The 19,990-nt window shown below is 54.8% G+C and carries 23 protein-coding genes and 1 tRNA gene; 12 read left to right on the forward strand and 12 right to left on the reverse strand.

Annotated features, from left to right (window positions below; all coding sequences use genetic code 11):
• Window positions 1–29: 29 nt before the first annotated feature.
• The 12 genes from IEW12_RS21315 to IEW12_RS21370 all read left to right on the forward strand — a co-directional run bounded on the left by IEW12_RS21315 (window position 30) and on the right by IEW12_RS21370 (window position 8,334).
• The gene (locus IEW12_RS21315) at window positions 30–203 is read left to right on the forward strand and encodes a hypothetical protein (RefSeq protein ID WP_188568141.1); all 174 of its coding nucleotides are present in this window, start codon (window positions 30–32) and stop codon (window positions 201–203) included.
• A gap of 188 nt (window positions 204–391) precedes the next feature.
• Complete coding sequence (locus IEW12_RS21320; RefSeq protein ID WP_188568142.1) at window positions 392–667, forward strand: ubiquitin family protein; 276 nt, start codon at window positions 392–394, stop codon at window positions 665–667.
• Between the two features lie 170 nt (window positions 668–837).
• Window positions 838–2,043 (forward strand): YcaO-like family protein, encoded by a 1,206-nt coding sequence (locus IEW12_RS21325; RefSeq protein ID WP_188568143.1) that lies wholly within the window; start codon window positions 838–840, stop codon window positions 2,041–2,043.
• An 11-nt stretch (window positions 2,044–2,054) separates the two neighbouring features.
• Window positions 2,055–2,720, forward strand: a complete 666-nt coding sequence (locus tag IEW12_RS21330; RefSeq protein ID WP_188568144.1) for a TfuA-like protein — start codon at window positions 2,055–2,057, stop codon at window positions 2,718–2,720.
• 394 nt (window positions 2,721–3,114) lie between these two features.
• Window positions 3,115–3,843 (forward strand): SDR family NAD(P)-dependent oxidoreductase, encoded by a 729-nt coding sequence (locus tag IEW12_RS21335; protein ID WP_188568145.1) that lies wholly within the window; start codon window positions 3,115–3,117, stop codon window positions 3,841–3,843.
• A 182-nt stretch (window positions 3,844–4,025) separates the two neighbouring features.
• Window positions 4,026–4,322, forward strand: coding sequence for a DUF1330 domain-containing protein (locus tag IEW12_RS21340; protein ID WP_188568146.1), 297 nt, complete (start codon window positions 4,026–4,028; stop codon window positions 4,320–4,322).
• Window positions 4,323–4,431: 109 nt separating this feature from the next.
• A tRNA-Pro gene (locus IEW12_RS21345) sits at window positions 4,432–4,508 on the forward strand.
• A 268-nt stretch (window positions 4,509–4,776) separates the two neighbouring features.
• The gene (locus tag IEW12_RS21350; protein WP_188568147.1) at window positions 4,777–5,910 is read left to right on the forward strand and encodes a M14 family metallopeptidase; all 1,134 of its coding nucleotides are present in this window, start codon (window positions 4,777–4,779) and stop codon (window positions 5,908–5,910) included.
• A 12-nt stretch (window positions 5,911–5,922) separates the two neighbouring features.
• Window positions 5,923–6,420: a CYTH domain-containing protein gene (locus tag IEW12_RS21355; protein ID WP_188568148.1), complete on the forward strand. Its 498-nt coding sequence runs from the start codon at window positions 5,923–5,925 to the stop codon at window positions 6,418–6,420.
• 20 nt (window positions 6,421–6,440) lie between these two features.
• A complete protein-coding gene (locus IEW12_RS21360; RefSeq protein ID WP_188568149.1) occupies window positions 6,441–6,710 on the forward strand; it encodes a MoaD/ThiS family protein in 270 nt (89 codons plus the stop codon).
• Window positions 6,710–7,798, forward strand: a complete 1,089-nt coding sequence (locus IEW12_RS21365; protein ID WP_371874563.1) for a beta propeller repeat protein — start codon at window positions 6,710–6,712, stop codon at window positions 7,796–7,798. The genes IEW12_RS21360 and IEW12_RS21365 overlap by 1 nt, the downstream gene beginning before the upstream one ends.
• 8 nt (window positions 7,799–7,806) lie before the next feature.
• Entirely contained in the window at window positions 7,807–8,334 is a 528-nt protein-coding gene (locus IEW12_RS21370) for a BON domain-containing protein (protein ID WP_188568150.1), read from the forward strand.
• A 60-nt stretch (window positions 8,335–8,394) separates the two neighbouring features.
• Here the strand turns inward: IEW12_RS21370 and IEW12_RS21375 are convergent, their stop codons facing one another.
• The 12 genes from IEW12_RS21375 to serB all read right to left on the reverse strand — a co-directional run bounded on the left by IEW12_RS21375 (window position 8,395) and on the right by serB (window position 19,974).
• Window positions 8,395–8,847 (reverse strand): MaoC family dehydratase, encoded by a 453-nt coding sequence (locus IEW12_RS21375; RefSeq protein ID WP_188568151.1) that lies wholly within the window; start codon window positions 8,845–8,847, stop codon window positions 8,395–8,397.
• 47 nt (window positions 8,848–8,894) lie between these two features.
• Window positions 8,895–9,359, reverse strand: coding sequence for a MaoC family dehydratase (locus IEW12_RS21380; protein ID WP_188568152.1), 465 nt, complete (start codon window positions 9,357–9,359; stop codon window positions 8,895–8,897).
• Between the two features lie 93 nt (window positions 9,360–9,452).
• Window positions 9,453–10,592, reverse strand: coding sequence for an acyl-CoA dehydrogenase family protein (locus tag IEW12_RS21385; RefSeq protein ID WP_188568153.1), 1,140 nt, complete (start codon window positions 10,590–10,592; stop codon window positions 9,453–9,455).
• Window positions 10,593–10,610: 18 nt separating this feature from the next.
• Entirely contained in the window at window positions 10,611–11,801 is a 1,191-nt protein-coding gene (locus tag IEW12_RS21390; protein WP_188568154.1) for an acyl-CoA dehydrogenase family protein, read from the reverse strand.
• Between the two features lie 247 nt (window positions 11,802–12,048).
• A complete protein-coding gene (locus tag IEW12_RS21395; RefSeq protein ID WP_188568155.1) occupies window positions 12,049–13,305 on the reverse strand; it encodes a DUF2863 family protein in 1,257 nt (418 codons plus the stop codon).
• A 182-nt stretch (window positions 13,306–13,487) separates the two neighbouring features.
• The gene (locus IEW12_RS21400; protein WP_188568156.1) at window positions 13,488–14,180 is read right to left on the reverse strand and encodes a glutathione binding-like protein; all 693 of its coding nucleotides are present in this window, start codon (window positions 14,178–14,180) and stop codon (window positions 13,488–13,490) included.
• 190 nt (window positions 14,181–14,370) lie between these two features.
• On the reverse strand, window positions 14,371–15,633 hold the full coding sequence (locus IEW12_RS21405; RefSeq protein ID WP_188568157.1) for an acyl-CoA dehydrogenase family protein: 1,263 nt from the start codon (window positions 15,631–15,633) through the stop codon (window positions 14,371–14,373).
• 230 nt (window positions 15,634–15,863) lie between these two features.
• Window positions 15,864–16,931, reverse strand: a complete 1,068-nt coding sequence (locus tag IEW12_RS21410; RefSeq protein ID WP_188568158.1) for a phosphotransferase family protein — start codon at window positions 16,929–16,931, stop codon at window positions 15,864–15,866.
• A gap of 160 nt (window positions 16,932–17,091) precedes the next feature.
• A complete protein-coding gene (locus IEW12_RS21415; RefSeq protein ID WP_188568159.1) occupies window positions 17,092–17,811 on the reverse strand; it encodes a histidine phosphatase family protein in 720 nt (239 codons plus the stop codon).
• Window positions 17,812–17,814: 3 nt separating this feature from the next.
• On the reverse strand, window positions 17,815–18,594 hold the full coding sequence (locus tag IEW12_RS21420; RefSeq protein WP_188568160.1) for an oxepin-CoA hydrolase, alternative type: 780 nt from the start codon (window positions 18,592–18,594) through the stop codon (window positions 17,815–17,817).
• Between the two features lie 86 nt (window positions 18,595–18,680).
• On the reverse strand, window positions 18,681–19,043 hold the full coding sequence (locus IEW12_RS21425) for a DUF4870 family protein (protein ID WP_188568161.1): 363 nt from the start codon (window positions 19,041–19,043) through the stop codon (window positions 18,681–18,683).
• Window positions 19,044–19,131: 88 nt separating this feature from the next.
• Window positions 19,132–19,974, reverse strand: a complete 843-nt coding sequence (serB, locus tag IEW12_RS21430; RefSeq protein WP_188568162.1) for a phosphoserine phosphatase SerB — start codon at window positions 19,972–19,974, stop codon at window positions 19,132–19,134.
• Window positions 19,975–19,990 lie beyond the last annotated feature (16 nt).

Here is a 19,990-nt window from a genome sequence, read left to right on the forward strand (position 1 = left end):
AACATGACATTTATTCAAAAGGGATTTCCATGAAAAAAGAATCTATCGCCATGCTGCAACAAGCATTGGCAAGCGGTGCAACCTCTGTCGATTTCAAGCAAAGTGTGGAACAAACAGCCATGGGTTTTATTACGATTGAGCAAACTGCGATGGGTATTGTTCCTTCTCCAGTTGAGCAAACAGCCATGGGTTATGTTGCCTAAGTCTACTGAGACTAGCCAATACGATTGAAGTTGCGAAGCGGGCCGATTTAGATCGGCCCGCTATTTTTTGTGAAGCTGAACTCGCTTCGGAGCTTGAGCAGAAACAACCACGACACCTGTTTTTCTCTAAAAATCTACTCCGCAAAGCGATCTCTGGCACAGACTTAAATTACAGAAAAAAGACAGGCATGCCCACTATTTTATTACCACGGCAATTGGCTCAGCGCGCGAGCGGAAATACGCGCATTGATATCAATGCCGAAAATATGCAGGTTCTTATCACTAAGCTGTGCGACGAACACCCCTCTTTAAGAGAAGTGCTGCTTGACGGCAAAGGTCGCATTTCCTCATTCATAGGCGTGTTTATCGATGGCCGGCAGCTTGGTGGAGATACCACCCTGAGCGAAGTCACTCTGGAACCCGACAACTCGATTCAATTGGTAGCAGCGATAGCCGGAGGCTAGATCATGCAGCAAGAACAGGTGAAAAACCTGCCGACCAGAGGATGCGTTGCTTGTTTGAGGAATCACGACCGGCAGTTTCAGACGCTGGTTGATAGTCATAATCACATACCATTCCCCGCTATATGAAAGAAGACGCTCACAGCATGAGCCCGGCAGCGGCAGCTATACGTATGAATTCCAGCCTGCGCGTGCGCCCCATTGCCGAAAGCCTGAAATACGCCAAGGAGCTGGCGGTCTTGCGAGGTATTACGCGGGTCACAGACACCACCCCTTTGGATCGCATAGGCATTCCTGTGTTTGCCAGCATACGGCCTGGAGCCGTCGAAGGGTCTTTATGTGTTAACGCAGGAAAGGGTTTGCTGCCGGAGGAAGCCCAGATCGGTGCTTATATGGAATCGATAGAGTTTTCCTTCGCGGAGGAGGGCGGCGCGCATGTCGGTTTTCAACAATCCACCATTGCGGAGATGCTTGCATCTTATGATGGTCAATTGGAGCTGAGCGATTTCTCGCCATTGATGGGAAAGACCGCAGGACCAAGTGACAAAATCAAGGTGACACCGGCAGAACTTGTGGGGACGGGCAAAGCGGTTCTAGTTCCGTCGGAACTGGTATTCCTACCTTTTTTGAGCGCCGATGCAGAGCCGCTGTTTGGTCGAGGTACATCATGCGGGCTGGCATCGGGAAATAGCGTGGAGGAAGCAAGCGTTCATGCCTTGGCCGAGCTGATTGAACATGACATCGCATCTTTTGAGTTTATCCATGACACCTCCAGTTTGATCGATACTACGCAATTGACGGGCGCGGCGAGAGCATTGGTTGAAAAAATCGAGCAGGCCGATTTTCATGTTTATCTGCGTCACGTGGAGAATTGCTTTGGAATGCCTTACTTCCATGCTGTTATTGCAGAGAACTCCGAGTTTGCAGCAGTTAACATTTGCGGCGGCTATGGAGTGCATCCGGTGAAGGAAATCGCCGCAATCCGGGCACTTGCCGAGGCCGCTCAATCCCGCTTGAGCACCATTCATGGCGGGAGGGATGATTTAAGTAAATATCCCAAACTGTGGGGTGAATTAGGTCGTGCGGCAGAGCTGGCAGCTATTGCCGAGTACCGCGCCGAGCTCGCGGATAATTCGCGAGAGGTTGATTTTGAGTCTATCGCCGATTGGTCCGGAAGCGAACTCAGCCTGGATGCGGCATGGACCGCAATGGTGGATGCGTTGAACAAAAACGGCATCCATCAAATTATTCGCGTGGTATTTACAGAGCCGCAACACAAGCTGCAGGTCGTTAAGCTGATCGTGCCGAAGATGGAGGATTGCCACTCAGGCTCCATGCGCTTCGGTCCCCGGTTGCGCGCCTACGTCAATTCTTTCTGAGTGTCATGCACGTGTCAAATTACGAAAATACTTTTCTATATGTGGGGCCTACGGGCTTTGATGTTGACCTGGATGCGTTGGGCGTTGATGGACTCGTAATCAGGCCGCCTGTCAGGCGCGGCGACATCCATGCTCTGCTGAATGAGGTTGCTGAGCCTGGCCGCCTTATCATCGTTGATGGGACCTATTTTTCTTTTCCTGCCGTCGGGCATATCGAATTGCGGCAGGCTATCGAAGCAGGATGGGAAGTATGGGGTATCTGCTCCATGGGCGCTGTACGTGCATACGAGATGCGTAATCTTGGAATGCGCGGCTACGGCAGAGCGTACCAGTCCTTTTTCGAGTACGAGGATTTTCAGGATGATGAGGTTGCGCTGCTACATGGGGATGAACCACCATATTTGTCGATGAGCGAGCCGCTACTGCATTTGCGAGGCGCAATTTCTGAATTGCTAGCTGACGGGCGCATTTCCAAAGAGATTGCTGAGGCCATCGTGGGAGAGCTTAAGGCAATGTGGTTCGGCAAGAGAACCTTGCCCAAGGTACGTGACATGCTCGCTGCTCACGGAAGTGTGTTAGGCATATCAGAATTCGAATCGCTGGTGGCTCGGCATCGCATCAAGAGGCAGGACTTTCTGCAATTTTTTGAGACTAAACCCTGGCTCAAGTTTGCCTAACTGGCTTACCGTCCAAACACTTACTGGTTTGGAGTTCTAAGCGCTTTCGGCAAGAGTACATGCAAGCAAAATCACCTGAGGTTGAATCATTTCTCTTGTGTGATAAACGCCTTCTGTGGGCCGGCTGGAATCGTGGGACAGAGAAGTAAGTCGCACAACTCAGCCAGTTGCGGAACCGCGCCGCACTATACCTTCGTCCCAAATCAACTACCAACAATAGCTGCACCTGATTCAACGGGAATGCTCTGAGATTGGGAGTTGATTGATTACACGAGGTAACAAGTATTGTTCCCATACCTGCCTTTAAGCGCAACGGTGCCGGTAGTAGAGTGAGCATCACCGGGACTTGATGCAAGTCCGGCTTTTCAAACAACACTCTTTTCGAAAGCACATCATGACTCAACAGAAAAAAACCATCATCGTAACTGGCGCATCCCAAGGTATCGGCGCAGGCGTTGCCAATGCCTTCCTGGCGCGTGGCTACAACGTTGTAGCGACTTCGCGTAACGTCAGCAAATCAAGCGACTTGCAGGCATCGGCCAATCTGGCCGTAGTGGACGGCGACATCGGTGACGCCGCTGTCGCAGCCAAAGTTGTAGAGACCGCAGTGCAGCGTTTCGGCGGCGTGGATGGCCTGGTCAACAATGCCGGCATCTTCATTGCCAAGCCTTTCACCGACTACACCAGCGAAGATTTTCATAATCTGGTGCATACCAACCTGGAAGGCTATCTGTACGTTACCCAATATGCCTTGAAGCAAATGCTGGCGCAAAAGCGCGGCGGTAGCGTGGTTGGCATCACCACTACCTTGCTCACCAATCCGGTAGCGGGCCTGCCAGTGGGCGTGGCGATGATGACCAAGGGCGGCATGGCCGGCGCCAGTATCAATCTGGCAACCGAATACGCCAAGGACCATATCCGCTTTAACCTGGTGGCGCCTGGCGCTGTCGATACTCCGCTGCACAAGGATACTCCAAGGGACTTCATGAAATCCCTGTCGCCTATGGGCACTATCGCCACTACGCAGCAGATTGCTGATGCCGTGCTGTATCTGACCGAAGCGACTCAGGTAACTGGCGAAACCCTGAACGTAGGCGGCGGCGCGCAGCACGGTCGCTGGTAATCCCTGCGACAGCAGCATGAGCACTGAGCGCCGTCCGCCTCCGAATCCGGTGGGCGGCGGCGCTTGTTTGCCTGCCCAGCTTCTGCTCCTGAAATTCCGGCAAGCTTGGTGATGCAGGCGTTTGGCAGGGTGATTCCTTTCCGGCGTATAATTTTGTTGCAATCTCAACTAAAGAGGACAATATGAACAAAGGATATTGGGTAGTAGCGTACCGGTCAGTGTCGGATAAAGCTGCAATGGATGCATACGGCAAACTGGCCAAGCCGGTGATTGATGCCTTTGGTGGCTCCTTGCTGGTGTTTTCCGGCGATGTCGTCGAGGCGCGCGAAGCCGGCCTGAAGCAGCTAACTGTCGTCGTCGAATTCTCCAGCTATGAGCAGGCCCAGAAGGCCTATGCCAGCGATGCATATCTGGAAGCGCTTAAAGCACTGGGAAATGGCGCTGAGCGTGATTTCCGTATTGTTGAGGGTTTGGCATAAGAGTGATGAAACCACTGGTCAAGGATTATTAGCTGCTCGATAGGAACAAATAATTGCATGCGAGCATGGCAAAAAATCTATTGATCCGCTATAATCCGCAACTCAGTGTCGGGGCGTAGCGCAGCCTGGTAGCGTACTTGCATGGGGTGCAAGGGGTCGGAAGTTCGAATCTTCTCGCCCCGACCAATAAAATCAATGACTTAGGCCAATCTCAGGATTGGCCTTTTTCATTTCTGAAGTGGGATAGGACCCGATATCCCCACTTCGTTGGTCAAACTATTTACCTATTTTTCGTTGGAATGCGCAGTCTTTCCTCGCCGCATTAGTTTATCTACCGGATTTGTATGGTTTTCTTTGAGAAAATTGTCAAAAGGCGTGAAAATACAGGTCTCTGCGCCATCGCGCATTTTTCGAATTCAAATCCCGAATTTATACATTTTTTCCAAGAGTCATTATGTCCATCAAAATCAGTCAGAACTTTGACGCAGGTGCTATTGAAGTTGTCCGTGCAGAGCAGGCGGGTTCCATTGAGTTGAAGCTGCGCAAGGATTCGCATGCCGATATCGCGCAGTGGTTTTATTTTCGTTTGCAGGGCGCACGCGGTGAGTCTGCGGTAATGCGCATCACCAATGCCGGCGAATCCACCTATCCAAAAGGATGGGAAAACTATCGCGCGGTGGCCAGCTATGATCGCGAAGAGTGGTTCCGTGTAGACACCGAGTTCGACGGCAAGACGATGACGATACGCCATACACCGGAAGGCGATAGCGTGTACTACGCGTATTTTGAGCCATATAGCTGGGAACGCCATCTGGCGCTGCTGGGCAGCGTCGAGCATTCTGCGCTGGCGCGTGTGGTGGACTTGGGCAATACCGTGGACGGCCGCGATCTGAACATGGTGGTGGTTGGCGATCCTTCTGCGAAGAAAAAAGTATGGATCATCGCGCGCCAGCATCCGGGCGAGACGATGGCGGAGTGGCTGGTAGAAGGTACGCTGAATGCCTTGCTGGATCCCGCCAATCCGATTGCGCGCCGTATCCTGGACAATGCTGTTTTGTATATCGTGCCCAACATGAATCCGGATGGCTCCTACCGCGGCAACCTGCGTACTAATGCTGCGGGCGCCAACTTGAACCGCGAGTGGATGACGCCGTCGATGGAAACCAGCCCGGAAGTTTTCCTGGTCAAAAACAAGATAATGGAAACCGGCTGCGACCTGTTCCTGGACGTGCATGGCGATGAAGCCTTGCCATATGTGTTTGTTGCCGGCAGCGAGATGCTGGAAGGTTTTACCGAGAAGCAGGCCGCACAGCAAAAAGAATTCGTCGATAGCTTTGTTGCCGCCAGCCCGGATTTCCAGACAGAAGTGGGTTATCTCGCCAGCAAATACAATGAAGATGTGCTGAAGCTGGCCTCCAAGTTTATCGGCCATCAGTTCAAGTGCGTATCGCTAACTCTGGAATTGCCGTTCAAGGACAATGACAATCTGCCGGATGCGGAAGTGGGCTGGGATGGCGCGCGCAGCATCAAGCTGGGTGAGGCCATGCTGCAGCCTATCCTCGCCTCGCTGACATCCAAGCTGGGTTGAGCCGAGTACACCATGGGCATAGAAATCGAACGCAAGTTTCTGGTCGCCAATGAGGGCTGGAGGCAGGACGCAGAAAATACGCCTGGCGCGCATTCTACCTTGATGTGCCAGGGGTATCTGTCGTCCAACGCGGACCGCATTGTCCGCGTGCGTATCGATGGCGAGCAGGCTTTCCTGACGATCAAGGGTAGGGCGCAGGGCGGCATTGACAACATCAGCCGCGGGGAGTGGGAATACCCCATCCCTGTGGCTGATGCCCAGGATCTGCTGAAGCTGTGCGAGCAGCCTTTGATAGAAAAGACCCGTTACCGCATCCCTCACGAAGGCCATGTGTGGGAAGTGGATGAATTCTTTGCCGAAAATGCCGGGCTGATTGTGGCAGAGGTGGAACTGGAGTCTGAACAGCAGGCCTTCGCCCGGCCAGCGTGGCTGGGCGAAGAAGTCAGCCACGACAAGCGTTATGCCAATGCGAATCTGCTGCGGCATCCGTTTAGCCAGTGGGATAAATAAACCTCTTACCCTCCATTATCATGCCCCGCATCGTCTTCACCCAGCAACTGAGCCGCTTCACTGAAGTGCCGGAGGTGGAGGCAGATGCGGCTAGCTTGCGCGAGCTGCTGGAAGCGGCTTTCGCGGTGAACCCCCGTTTGCGCGATTATGTGACAGACGAGCAGGGGCATATACGTTTTCATGTAGCAGTATTTATAGACGGTAGCCGGGTGCGTGATCGCAGCCGGCTCGACCATGCGCTGTCTCCGGACAGCACAGTTCATGTATTGCAGGCACTGTCAGGAGGCTGATGATGAAAGCAATGGTGGCGACCCGTAAGGGCTTGTTTGAATTGAACCGTCAGCCTGGCGGCTGGGAACTCGGTGACTCCAGTTTTTTGGGGGAGCCGGTCAGCATGGTGCTACACGACAGGCGAGATGGTGCGACCTATGCAGCGCTGAACCTGGGGCACTTTGGCAGCAAACTGCACAGGCGCGATGCCGGCAGCGGCACCTGGACGGAAATTGCAGTACCGGCTTATCCGCCGCAGCCGGAATCTGCCAAGGACGAGGTGGAGTGGAAGCTGCAATTTATCTGGACCCTCGCCGCTGGCGGGCCGGACCAGCCCGGTGTGCTGTGGGCCGGCACCTTGCCGGGCGGCCTGTTCCGGTCCAATGACAGAGGCGAGTCCTGGCAGTTGATGCGTTCTCTGTGGGATATGCCGCAACGTAAGGACTGGTTCGGCGGCGGTTATGATGTGCCCGGCATACATTCCATCTGTGTCGACCCTCGGGACAGCAATACGGTGCTGGTCGGAATTTCCTGTGGCGGTGCGTGGATCACGCGGGATGGCGGCGCCAGCTGGTCGCTGAGCGCAAAGGGCATGAGCGCCAACTATGTGCCGCCGGAGCGTGCCGATGATGAGGGCATACAGGATCCACACCTGATCAGCCGCTGTGCCTCTGCACCGGATGTGCTGTGGTGCCAGCATCACAATGGCATCTGGCGCAGTGAGGATGGCGGTGCTTTCTGGCAGCAATTGCATCCACAGGGTGGTTTGCCGGATTTTGGTTTTGCAGTGGCAACGCATCCGCATGATCCCAATACTGCCTGGTTTGTTCCTGCGCAGGCCGACCAGAGGCGTGTCCCTGCCGATGCAGCGCTGATGGTCACGCGCACCAGTGATGGCGGTAAAAGTTTTGAGGCGCTGCGCACGGGTTTGCCGCAGCAGCATTGCTATGACCTGATCTACCGGCATAGCCTCGTCGTGTCAGATGACGGTAATGCCTTGCTGATGGCGTCCACTACCGGCAGCCTGTGGGCGTCGGAAAGCGGCGGCGAGCAATGGCAGGAAGTGTCTTCCAACTTGCCGCCTATCTATGCAGTGCGCTTTTACTGAGGCGTGGCATGGATAAGATGGCCCGTTTGGGCGCTTCTGTAAAAACCGCCCATCTTCAATTTGTTCTCTGCCTGATTGCAGGTGTCGCGTTGCCTGCCTGGAGTGGCGAGGGCGATGAATTGAAAAACTGGTTCAACGATCCGTTCTTCCAGGTCAGCAGCGCGATTGCTGCCTGTCCGGTGCCGTTGGGGCCGTATATGCGCGAAGCGGAGATCAAGCAGGAAGAGCATGGCAGGGTGGAGCGTGGCACCAGTTGCTGGATGGCGGGCCGCTGCGCCAAGCCGAATGCCTATATGTACGACGCCGATATCGGCAAGGCGGTACGGGATAAATTTGCACAAAGCAGCGCTTTTTCCGGCACCAGTTTGTGGGTGACGGTGAAGAGAAAATTTGTCTGGGTGGAAGGATGCATTGCCGACGCAAAGCAGGAACAAGCCTTGCAAAACCTGGTGCAGAGCGTGCCGGAGGTGGAGCATGTGCTGGTGAACGTGATGCAGGGCAGCTCGAAAAAGCCGCCCTATGAAGTGCGGCCGTAAAATGGGAGAAGGAGGAATGTCAGTTTGCCGGGCTAATGACACTCCATTCTTGCCCTTACTTTAATACCTGCGTGAAATTGATTCCGCTACGCACGCCGGTTTGTCTTCACCTTCGCGTTCTATCGTCACTTCCCAGGTCATTTGTGCGCCGCCTGTGATGTCTTCCACGTTCAGCAGCTTCAGCTTGGCCCTGACCTTGCTGCCGGCAGGGACTGGTGCGGTGAAGCGAACCTTGTTCAGCCCGTAGTTGACGCCCATCTTGACATCGCTGAGATGGATTGCATTCGCCATCAGCATAGGTAGCAAGGACAAGGTCAGGAAGCCGTGCGCAATCGGGCCGCCGAAAGGGGATTCGCGTTTGCTGCGTTCTACGTCTATGTGTATCCATTGCAGGTCGCCGGTGGCTTCTGCAAACATGTTAATGCGTTCCTGGGTGACTGTGACCCAGTCCGACGTTGCCACTTCCTGACCGATCAGGGATTTTAATTCTGCCAAATTCTGAATTTCACGCATGGATTTATCCGTATAGGGTTGGACTGCTTGTGAAGTAAAGGGGGGGACTAGTTTGCCGGACGCCGGCCAAACATGCCCTTGCCCTTGATGGTGGCAACCAGTTCGCCGTTCTGGTTAAAGGCTTTCCACATGGACAGCGTAACGCCGCGGTCCGGTTTTGAAGTGGAAGGCGTGCTCTCCAGCGTTTCTATCGACACCGTCAATGTATCGCCGGGGCGTACCGGCAAGATCCAGCGTATCTCTTCCACGCCGGGCGAGCCCATGCTGGCAGAGTCCTTGATAAAGCCGTCCACGACCAGCCGCATCATCATGCTGCAGGTATGCCAGCCGCTGGCTATCACGCCGCCGAAAATGGAGGCTGCTGCTGCGTCTTTGTCGATGTGGAAAGGTTGGGGATCAAACTGGCGTGCAAAGGAAAGAATTTCTTCTTCAGTGACGGTGCGCGTTCCCAACTGGATGATATTGCCGGGAACAAAATCTTCGAAATACCATTTATAGGTTTTTGCTGCCATTGCTGCTCCTGATGTTAATACGGGAACGCTTGTGATGGGAGGCGCGAAGCACGCTCTCTCCCGCAAGCGGGAGAGAGCGTAGGGTAGGAGGCTTTAAGCTGCCTGCTTGAAGCCGGGCTGTGCAATGAAGCGTGCCAGATGATGATCTGTATCGCCCAGCGTTACTTCTATCATGGTCAGACGCTTGAACATGTGCGCTGCCGGCAGTTCATTGGTCACGCCCATACCGCCATGCAGTTGCACCGCTTGCTGGCCGACATATTTTGCGGCCTGGCCAACGCGTGCCTTGGCTGCGGACACGGTGCGGCGGCGCTCTTCTGCATCGGTGGAGGATACCTTGACCGCTGCCAGGGTTGCCATTGAACGGGCTTGTTCCATTTCCATGAACATTTCCGCCATGCGATGTTGCAGCACCTGGAACTTGCCGATAGGCACGCCGAACTGCTGGCGTGTTTTCAGGTATTCCAGTGTGGCGCCGGTAATGGCTTCCATCAGGCCTACTGCTTCGGCGCACAGCAAGGTCACGCCATAGTCTGAGGCGGCATCGATGATTTCCCAGCCTGCACCTGCTGCGCCGATCAGCGCACTGGCAGGAACCTGTACATTGTTCAAGCTGATGTCGGCCGCATGCTGGCAATCGATGGTGCGGTAGTCGCGGCGGGTCAGGCCTGCGGTGTCTGCGTCAATCAGGAACAGGCTGATGCCTGCGGTATCGCGCTGCGCGCCGCTGCTGCGCGCAGAGACGATCAGCTTGTCGGCCTGCGCACCATGCAAGACGACAGTCTTGGTGCCGTTCAGCACATAGCCGTCGGAATTTTTGGTGGCGGTGGCTGCAACGTCGAACGTATCGTGGCGCGATTGTTTTTCAGTCAGGGCTGTTGCCAGTTTTACTTCTCCGCCTGCTACCTGTTCCAGCACGCTGTCGTGGCCGCCGGCTTTTTTCAGGAATTCTGCACCCAGCACGGTGGCAAAGTAAGGCTCGATCACGATGCCGCGGCCCAGTTCCTGCATGACTACCATCATGTCGATGGCGGAGCCGCTGAAGCCGCCCTGGTCTTCTGGAATAGGCAACGCCGTCGCGCCCAGCTCTGCCAATGCCGCCCAAGCGGCGTCAGATACGCCGGCTTCGGATTCGACGATTTTCTTGCGGTGTTCGAAGGTGTAATCCTTCTCTACCCAGCGGCGTACCGATTCTGCAAATTGCTTCTGTTCTTGAGTTAAGCTGAAATCCATGTTTGTCCCCTCTATCTTTTACAGGCCCAGGATCATCTGGGTGATGATATTTTTTTGTATCTCGTTCGAACCGCCGTAGATCGATGTCTTGCGGAAGTTGAAGTAGTAAGCGGCCAGCGGCGCAGCGTCATCGTCATTGGCGATGCTGTGCTCCTCTTTGCCTTCGAGGTAGTCATGGTCAAACGGTTGGCTGTAAGGGCCGATAGCTTCCACCATCAGCTCGGTCAGCCTTTGCTGGATCTCGGTACCCTTGATCTTCAGCAGCGATGCTTCCGGGCCCGGACGTCCGCTGTCTTGCGAGATGACGCGCAGCACAGTGATTTCCAGCGCCATCAGTTCCACTTCCAGGCTGGCGATCTTGGATGCATAGACAGGATCATCCAGCAGTGGCTTGCCGTTCTTGTGATGTTCTGTGGCGACACGTTTCAGGAACTGCAGTTCGCGCTTGGCGCGGCCTACGGCGGCGATATTGGTGCGTTCGTGGCCCAGCAGGTATTTGGCATAAGTCCAGCCCTTGTTTTCTTCTCCGATCAGGTTCTGTACCGGTACCTTCACATTGTCGAAGAAAACTTCATTCACTTCATGCTCTTCATCCAGCATGATGATGGGGCGCACGGTAATGCCCGGTGTTTTCATGTCGATCAGCAGGAAGGAGATGCCTTCCTGTTTGCGCGCGCCGGTGTCTGTGCGCACCAGGCAGAAGATCATGTCGGCGTGCTGGGCCAGTGTGGTCCAGGTTTTTTGGCCGTTGACGATGTAGTAGTCGCCTTCGCGCTCTGCGCGGGTTTTCAGCGATGCGAGATCGGAGCCTGAGCCTGGCTCGGAATAACCCTGGCACCACCAGTCGTCGCAATTCAGGATGCGGGGCAGGTAGTAGTCTTTCTGTGCCTGGTTGCCGAAGGCCATGATGACCGGGGCCACCATCGCCACGCCAAAAGGCATGATGCCAGGTGTGCCGGCACGCGCGCATTCTTCTTCAAAGATATGCCTTTGCGTTGCGGTCCAGCCGGTGCCGCCGTATTCCTTCGGCCAGCCTGTCGCTACCCAGCCTTGCTTGGCCAGGGTCTTGTGCCAGCGCACGAAGTCATCCTTGGACAGGCGCTTGTGATTGAGCACCTTGTGCTTCAGGTCTTCCGGCAGGTTGTCTGCGAGGTAGCTGCGTACCTGGTCACGGAATGCCAGGTCTTCCGACGTGTAATTCAAATCCATGTTTCTTGTCTCCTTGGTTTTGTGCTCTTTGTTTGCTTTTAATAGCCTTAACTATAAGCCGGCACATGATTTTTCTAAAAAAGCACGACCGTTCAGAACAATTGTACAATGGATTTTGGGTCGTGTGGCAAGCAAATGACTGGCTTTTTATTGGAAGCGATTTTGGCACAAAATGCCATAAAGGCAACAGAGCCGCCAGGGGCTCTGTTGCCTTTATTTTCGTCCAGCCAAACTTATGCTGCTGGGCCTAGTGGAAGTGGCTGGAACCTTGTGGCGGTGCATCGTCCGGCATTTCGGCATGTACCAGTTCGGCATCCGCATCGGCGAACAGCGGAGCGCCGCAATCGTCGCAAAATTCCATCGCAAACACGTCTTCCAGCTTTTTCACGCGCAGCACGCCGCATTCGGCCAGTACGGTAGGAATTTCACCTAGCAGGCTTTCCGCCAATGCGGAAGAGAGCTGCGAGAGCTGGCCCTGTTCGGGCTCCACTGCATTGAGCTGGTCGTCTTGCTGATAGATGGGCCAGATCACGCCATACACCACTTCCGGCGCATTGGCGACGCAGAAGCTGACGCGGTATTCGTCAATCTGGCCGTTATTGTCGGGATTACCGAAGGCGGCAATGATGACCGACAATTCGGACGGATCCACGCTGAGCACATTGCTGAGGTAAAAGACGGCGGCGCGTATCGATACCGGCCGTATCTTGATATCGGCTTCCCGGCATACGGTGTAATAGGCTTCCGGCATCAGCAGTTCGATTCCGCAACCGGGCAGCAGGCGGCTGATGACCGGTGTTGCTTCTTCCTGCCAATTGACCAGTATTTCGGTCTTGGCGGCGGTGGTATCGAAAGGCGGTTTGACCAGTTGCCAGCGGAAGAAGGGCGTCAGCACAGGCGTTACGACAACGGCCAGCAGATAGCGTATATCAGCCAGGAAGGGAATGGTCTGCGGCAGCTCATGCTGCGGCTTCAGGACGGCGCCTTTCAACAGGCTGAGCGCCAGTTGCTCCGTCAGAGCAAAGGTGTCGCTATGGCTGCGCGGAAGCTGGTCTATCGAGTACAGCGTAGGCAATATCTGCAGCTGTGCATGATCTGCCAGGATGTGCGAGGCCATATGCGCGGAGATCAGCGTGACCGATTCTCCCGGGATGGGGCCGGACGGGATGTCGAAACGCGTCCATGCCAGTACCGGTGCGGCGATCAGCATCGCATCGTAGAACTTGTGCTCGTATTCCAGCCTGCATGAGGTACTGAGGGACTCCATGGTCTCCATCAGTACTTCATAGGAATTGGGATGGGTTTCAAACAAATGCTCGGACGCAGCGTCGAGCAAATCCTGATGGTGGCTCTTCAGGGTTTTTGCAACTAATAAATCAAGCTGCTCTTGCCAGGACAAGTCTTCCAGCCTGCTGCCGGATTGTGCTACTGCCTGTGCCAGGTTGGCGATACGCACACTGTCTGCCGCGAGCTTGATTCTGTTTTTCTTGGGTGGGCGGCGCATACATGTAAACCTGCTGTGGAAACGACTTGATTGTAAGACTATTTGACAACTTGGCGTAGATTTTGTGTGTGCAAAAGAAACTGATGTTGAAATAGTGAAGGAGGGGACAAGATGCTGGAAACAGCAACGGCTATTTCCAGCAGGTACGGCTTTAGCTCACTGGGGTACTAGCTCCTGGCGCATTATCTTTTCTGGTACTGCGTACTGCCAAACAGGATTTCCTTGGCCTTCTCGTCCTGGATAGGCTTGCGCAGGTCTGCCAGCACTGCAACGCCGCGTTGCACCGCAGGGCGGGCGTCAATTGCATCAAACCATCGCTTGGCGTTGGGAAACTCGTTCCAGTCTATGCCCTGGTTGGCGGCAGAACGTGTCCAGGGGAAGGCCGCAATGTCGGCAATCGTGTATTCATCGCCGGCCAGGTATTCGGTCTTGGACAATTGCTTGTCGAGCACACCGTACAGGCGCTTGGATTCGTTGGTGTAGCGGTCTACCGCGTAGTCAATTTTTTTCGGTGCATAGATGCGGAAATGATGCGCCTGGCCCAGCATGGGACCCAGGCCGCCCATCTGGAACATCAGCCATTGCAGTGCATTAAATTTCTCCCTGTCGGTCTTGCCCAGAAACTTACCGGTCTTGCCGGCCAGATACACCAGGATGGCGCCGGATTCAAACAGCGAAATCGGTTTACCGTCCGGGCCATCGGCATCAACGATGGCCGGAATCTTGTTGTTCGGGGAGATTGCCAGAAAATCCGGCGTGAACTGGTCTCCGGCACCGATATTGATCGGGATTGCACGGTAAGGCAGTTCGCATTCTTCCAGCATGATGTGGACTTTGTGACCGTTAGGCGTGGGCCAGGAGTAAGCATCAATCATCGAGTTCCTCTCTAGTATCCTTCAGGATCTATGGCGCGAATACAGTCGCTGGCTTTGATAGTGAAAGATTTTCTTCGGTTAATAAAAAATCCCAAACGCTATTATGCAGACGTTTGGGATTTTGCGCAGAAACTCAGATTTTGCCGTACTGCAGCATTGGCCGCAGTGCCTGTTGCCTTAGCTGGAGGTATTAGCCCCTTGTAATCGGCGGGCTCAGGTCTTCACCCGGCAAGCTCATGTGCTTTGCCAGTTCCAGCTTGGCGATCGCATTGCGGTGCACCTCGTCCGGGCCGTCGGCGATGCGCAAGGTGCGGTTGCCTGCCCATTGCGCGGCCAGCGGGAAATCGTCCGACACGCCGCCGGCGCCATGCGCCTGGATGGCCCAGTCCAGCACCTGTTGCGTGACATTCGGTGCCAGCACCTTGATCATCGCGATCTCTGCTTGTGCCAGTTTATTGCCTACGGTATCCATCATGTAGGCGGCCTTCAGTGTCAGCAGGCGTGTGGTGTCGATCTGGATGCGGGCTTCGGCGATGCGTTCACGCCAGATGCTTTGCTCGGATACTTTTTTGCCGAAAGCAACGCGACTGTTCAAGCGTTTGCACATCAGTTCCAATGCACGTTCTGCAACGCCGATGGCGCGCATGCAGTGATGGATACGGCCAGGTCCAAGTCGGCCCTGGGCGATTTCAAAGCCGCGGCCTTCACCCAGCAGGATGTTGGATGCAGGTACGCGTACGTTTTCAAACAGGATTTCGCAGTGGCCATGCGGTGCATCGTCATAGCCGAAAACCGGCAACGGGCGCTTGACGGTAATGCCCGGTGTGTTGGCATCCACCAGTATCATTGATTGCTGCGAATGGCGGGCGGCCGTGAAGTCGGTCTTGCCCATCAGGATGTAGACCTTGCAACGTGGATCGCCGGCGCCGGAAATCCACCATTTGTGGCCGTTGATCACATAGTGGTCGCCATCACGTTCTATGCGGGTTTCGATGTTGGTAGCATCGGAAGAGGCTACGCCGGGTTCTGTCATCGCGAATGCGGAACGGATTTCGCCGCGCAGCAGCGGCTCCAGCCAGGTGCGCTTGTGTTCTTCGGTACCGTAGCGTTCTATGGTTTCCATATTGCCGGTATCCGGTGCGGCGCAGTTGAATACTTCCGGCGCCCAGCTCACGCGGCCCATGATTTCGCACAGCGGCGCATAGTCCAGATTGGACAAGCCTTCTGGCGCGCGCACCGATTTAGGCAAGAACAGATTCCACAAGCCTTGTTCCCTGGCTTTCGGTTTCAGCTCTTCTATCAGTTGGGTAGGAATCCAGCGGTTGCCTTTTTCCAGTCCGTTCTTGTTGACCTCTGCCTTGAAGGCCTTTTCATTTGGATAGATGTAATCATCCATGAATTTAAGCAGCTTGCCTTGCAATTCCTTGCAGCGGTCTGAGTATTCGAATTCCATACTGTGTCTCCTGGTTTTGTTCTGTTGTGATAAAACCTGTTACTTCAAACGGATTCTTTGTTTTTAAACGTATTTGAGATCTGTAGCGAGCGGGTGTCAGCGGGGTATATGTTGCAATAGCGGCAGCGCAAAAAGCGGAATGTGTTAATTAGTGCATGAGCATCGCTTCTTCAACTATTTGCAGTGCATGAGCCCCGATCACGCCCGCGCAGTAAGATATCAAATACGTTTTATTTGTTGGCGTAGCTCCAGCCCATCTCCGCCATCGGGCGGGCAGCTTCACCGGATTTTTTCGCTTGCGCGCTGGATGCAGTGCCGTCCACATAACGCTTCATGATGCCCTGCAAGATGCCGGCCATGCGGAACATGTTGTAGGCGAGGTAAAAGGAAAAATCTTCCTGGCGTATGGTCTTGCCGGTGCGTTCGCAGTATTTGGCGATGTACTCTTGTTCGCTTGGTATGCCCAGCGCCTTGAAGTCCAGGCCGGCGATGCCACGGAACTGCCCTGGACCGATATGCCAGCTCATGCAGTGGTAGGAGAAGTCCGCCAGCGGATGGCCCAGCGTGGACAATTCCCAATCCAGGATCGCCATGATGCGCGGCTCGGTCTTGTGGAACATCATATTGTCCAGACGGTAGTCGCCATGCACAATGCTGGTGTCGTCACCCGCTGGAATGTTATTCGGCAGCCAGGCGATCAGATTATCCATCGCCTCGATTTTTTCAGTTTCAGATGCCTTGTATTGCTTGGTCCAGCGGTCGATCTGGCGTGCGAAATAATTGCCGGGTTTGCCGTAATCGGCCAGGCCGATGGCGGCGTAATCGATAGTATGAAGCTGGGCAATGACGCGGTTCATCTCGTCATAAATTTCGGAGCGCTGTACCGGCGTCATGTCGGGCAGGGACTGGTCCCACAGCACGCGGCCATCGACAAATTCCATGATGTAGAAAGCGCGGCCGATCACGTCTTCATCGGTGCAGATTGCATATTGTTTTGCGGCAGGGAAGCCGGCTTTGTTCAAGGCATTCATGACCTTGAATTCACGTTCAATCGCGTGGGCGGAAGGCAGCAGCTTGGCAACCGGTCCCGGCTTGGCGCGCATCACATAACGCTGGTCGCCGGCGCTCAGCTTGAAGGTGGGATTGGATTGGCCGCCCTTGAATTGCTCTACGATCAGCTTGTCAGCGTCTTTGGCATCAAAACCTTCCACGTGCTGGCGCATGTAGTCTGCCAGGGCGCCGACATCAAACTTCTGGCGATCGGCCACCGGCATGGTTCCCATGAATTCTTCAAACATTTTGTCTCCTGCATGAATAATTTTTTTACTGGATCAGCCTATTCTATATCAATAAATCGTACGGTCGTACTATTTATTGATATTTTTCTTGGGCCCGTCTTGGACTTATCTTGGTCTTATCTTGGACTTAATAAGGATAGCAGGGATGGGCGAAAGCTTCTCAGGCTGCGCGTACGCCGCGCGACTTCTTGTATTGTTCCAGCAGGGTTTCCATCGTTGTCGTGCGGGACTCGTCCTGCAACTCCGACAGCGGTGAATAGTTCAGCACGCGCAATACCCAGTCCTGCGCTTCGCTGCCCACATCCAGCACATTGATGCAGCCGGCGGTTTGCGCCAGGTTGCCCAGGAACAGCCTTTGCCCTGTCAATGCATAAGACAGGATGGCGCGGTTGACGCCGCCGTGCAGCACCAGCAGTACGCAATCCCAGTCCGGGTCAGAGCGCAGTTGCAAGATGCCGGGGTGGATGCGGTCCATGAACTCGCCTATCGCCTCGCCGCCGAGAAATTGCTTGTCCTCTGAGACCACGCCTTCAAAAGCGCCGACGAAGGCATCTTTCAATTGTGCATCCGAGATGGCGGCGAGTTTTCCTCCACGTAATTCCTCCCATTGCGGCCAGACTTCCAGTGCTATCTGCTGGCCTGTTTCAGCGAGTACCGCTTTGGCGGTTTCTACGGTGCGGGGCAGGCCTGACACAATGACGCGGTCAAACTTGATCTGCTTTTGCGCAAACACTTTGCCTGCCGCATGGGCTTGCTGGCGTCCCTGTTCATTCAGTGGCACGGATTCCGGCAGGAAGGGTTTGCCGGCTTCATCAAAATAGCTGACACTGCCGTGCCGCATCAGGTAGATGCGGCGGCGCTGGGAAGGAAGGGAGCTCATTATTTACTTGTAGTTGGCTTTGCGTTTTTCCAGGAAGGACTGTATGCCCTCCAGCGCATCACGATGATGCAGGCTCTCGACGAAGCTATGCTTCTCTGCCTCAAAATGCTGGGGCAGGGAATTGGTTTCAGCGTCGCTGATCAGGGTTTTGATGCGGGTAACCGCGTTGGGCGACAGTTCCGCCAGTTGGTCCGCCCACTCCAGTGCAGAACTGAGCGCGCTGCCATCTGGCACTAGTTTATTGACCAGGCCGAAATCATGCAGGCGGCTTGCCGGCACTGGCTTGCCTTCCATGATGATTTCTGTTGCCAATTGGCGCGGTAGTGCCTGTGTCAAAAACCAGGAGCCTCCGCCATCCGGTGTCAGGCCCACCTTGACATAGGCCATCACAAACTTTGCCGTGGTGCCCGCCACGATCAGGTCGCAAGCCAGTGCCAGCGAAAAGCCAGCACCGGCTGCCGCGCCTTCCACGGCGGCAATCACGGGTTTGCTGCAGTTACGCAGCGCATCTATCCAGCCGTTCAGATTGTCAATGGAATCCGCTTGCACGGTCCTGTCCTTGCTGCGATTTTCCAGCAGTCGGTTCAGGTTGCCGCCGGAGCAGAAAAAATTGTCGGCGCCGGTCAGTATCACGACATCGATGGAATCGTCGCGCTCCGCGATGGAAAGCATTTCTATCGCTGCTGCATACATGTCGGGATGCAGCGCATTCTTGGCGCCGGGGTTGGACAAGGTCAGTATCAGGGTGCCGTTGTGGCGCGAAGACTTGAGTTCTGCAGACATATTGTTTTGTATTCCGGAGAAACTGCTACAAAATGAGCCTGGAGCCTGGCTGGGTGCAGCGGCGCCAGGCTCTTTTTTATGATCCCTTATTCGGGCATGGCTTTGTTGACGTTCAAGTCCATCAAGCCTTTCAACAGCCTGTAGGCTTTCCATAGCCATGCGCAGAACCAGACCAGGTAAGCCAGCGGGATGCCGATGATGGTCGCGAACAGCACCCCGCCGACAATGATCCACAGCAGATACCACCAGAAGGAGCGGATTTGCCAGCTATGGTGGCTATAGACGAAAGTGCCTGCGGCGTCGCCGCGTTTCAGGTAGCTGATGATCAGCGGGATCCAGGAAAAGGCACCGAGGGAAAATACCAGGCTCACTGCATGAAAAATATATAGCCACCAGGCCAGGTTTTTCATCGAGTTCAGTTTGTCGTCAAACACCAGCTCTTGAGTCATTGATGCTCCATAGTTATGTGAACAAGCTACTACATTACGACGGCTAACGGGAGATAGTACGACTGTATCCAGGTATTCTGCAAAGCTCCTAAGAAAACAGGTTCAGGATGCCATCTAATCCGACAAAATTCAAGGCCACGTTGGCCTGGGCCCTGACGACGGGTTTGGCGCGGAAGGCGACCGACAAGCCGGCAATATGCATCATCTTCAGGTCGTTGGCGCCGTCACCCATGACGATGGCTTCGCTGGTTTCTATGCCCATCTCTATGCAGATGCGTTCCACCGTACGCTGCTTTTCATCCGCGTCGACGATGCCGCCTATAACCTTGCCGGTCAGCTTGCCGCTTTCTATTTCCAGGACGTTGGAATGGGTGTAATCCAGTCCCAGGCGGGTTTTCATGCGGTCGGTGAAGAAGGTAAAGCCGCCGGAGACCAGTAGGGTCTTCAGACCCGCAAACTGTACCGCATTCAGCATTTTTTGCGCACCCAGCGATAGCTGCAGGCGCTCGTCATACACCTTTTGCAATGCACCTGCCTCCAGACCCTTGAGCAGTGCCACGCGGCGTATCAGGCTTTCGCGGAATTCGATTTCGCCGCGCATAGCGGCTTCCGTGATTTCGGCCACTTGCGGTTTCAGGCCCTGCATGTCAGCGATTTCATCGATGCATTCTATCGTGATCAACGTGGAATCCATGTCCATCGCCACCAGCTTGAAATCGCTGAGCTTGCGCCCGGCATCGATGAAGGTCGCATCCAGTTGCGCCGCATAGGCTTCAGCTTCTATCTGCGCCCGCAGTTCGCCGGTATAGCTGAATCCTTCGCAGCGCATCGCATTTGCGTTGATGGAAACAATGCTGCGTGCATGCGTGAGTGCGGCAACACGTGCCAGGGTAGTGGGATCGGGATTGAGTCCCTGCAGGATCAGGTTCATGGCAAAATCTTCAGTC

It is taken from the genome of Parundibacterium terreum (assembly GCF_014636315.1).
GTDB classification, from domain to species: Bacteria; Pseudomonadota; Gammaproteobacteria; order Burkholderiales; family Burkholderiaceae_D; genus Undibacterium; species Undibacterium terreum.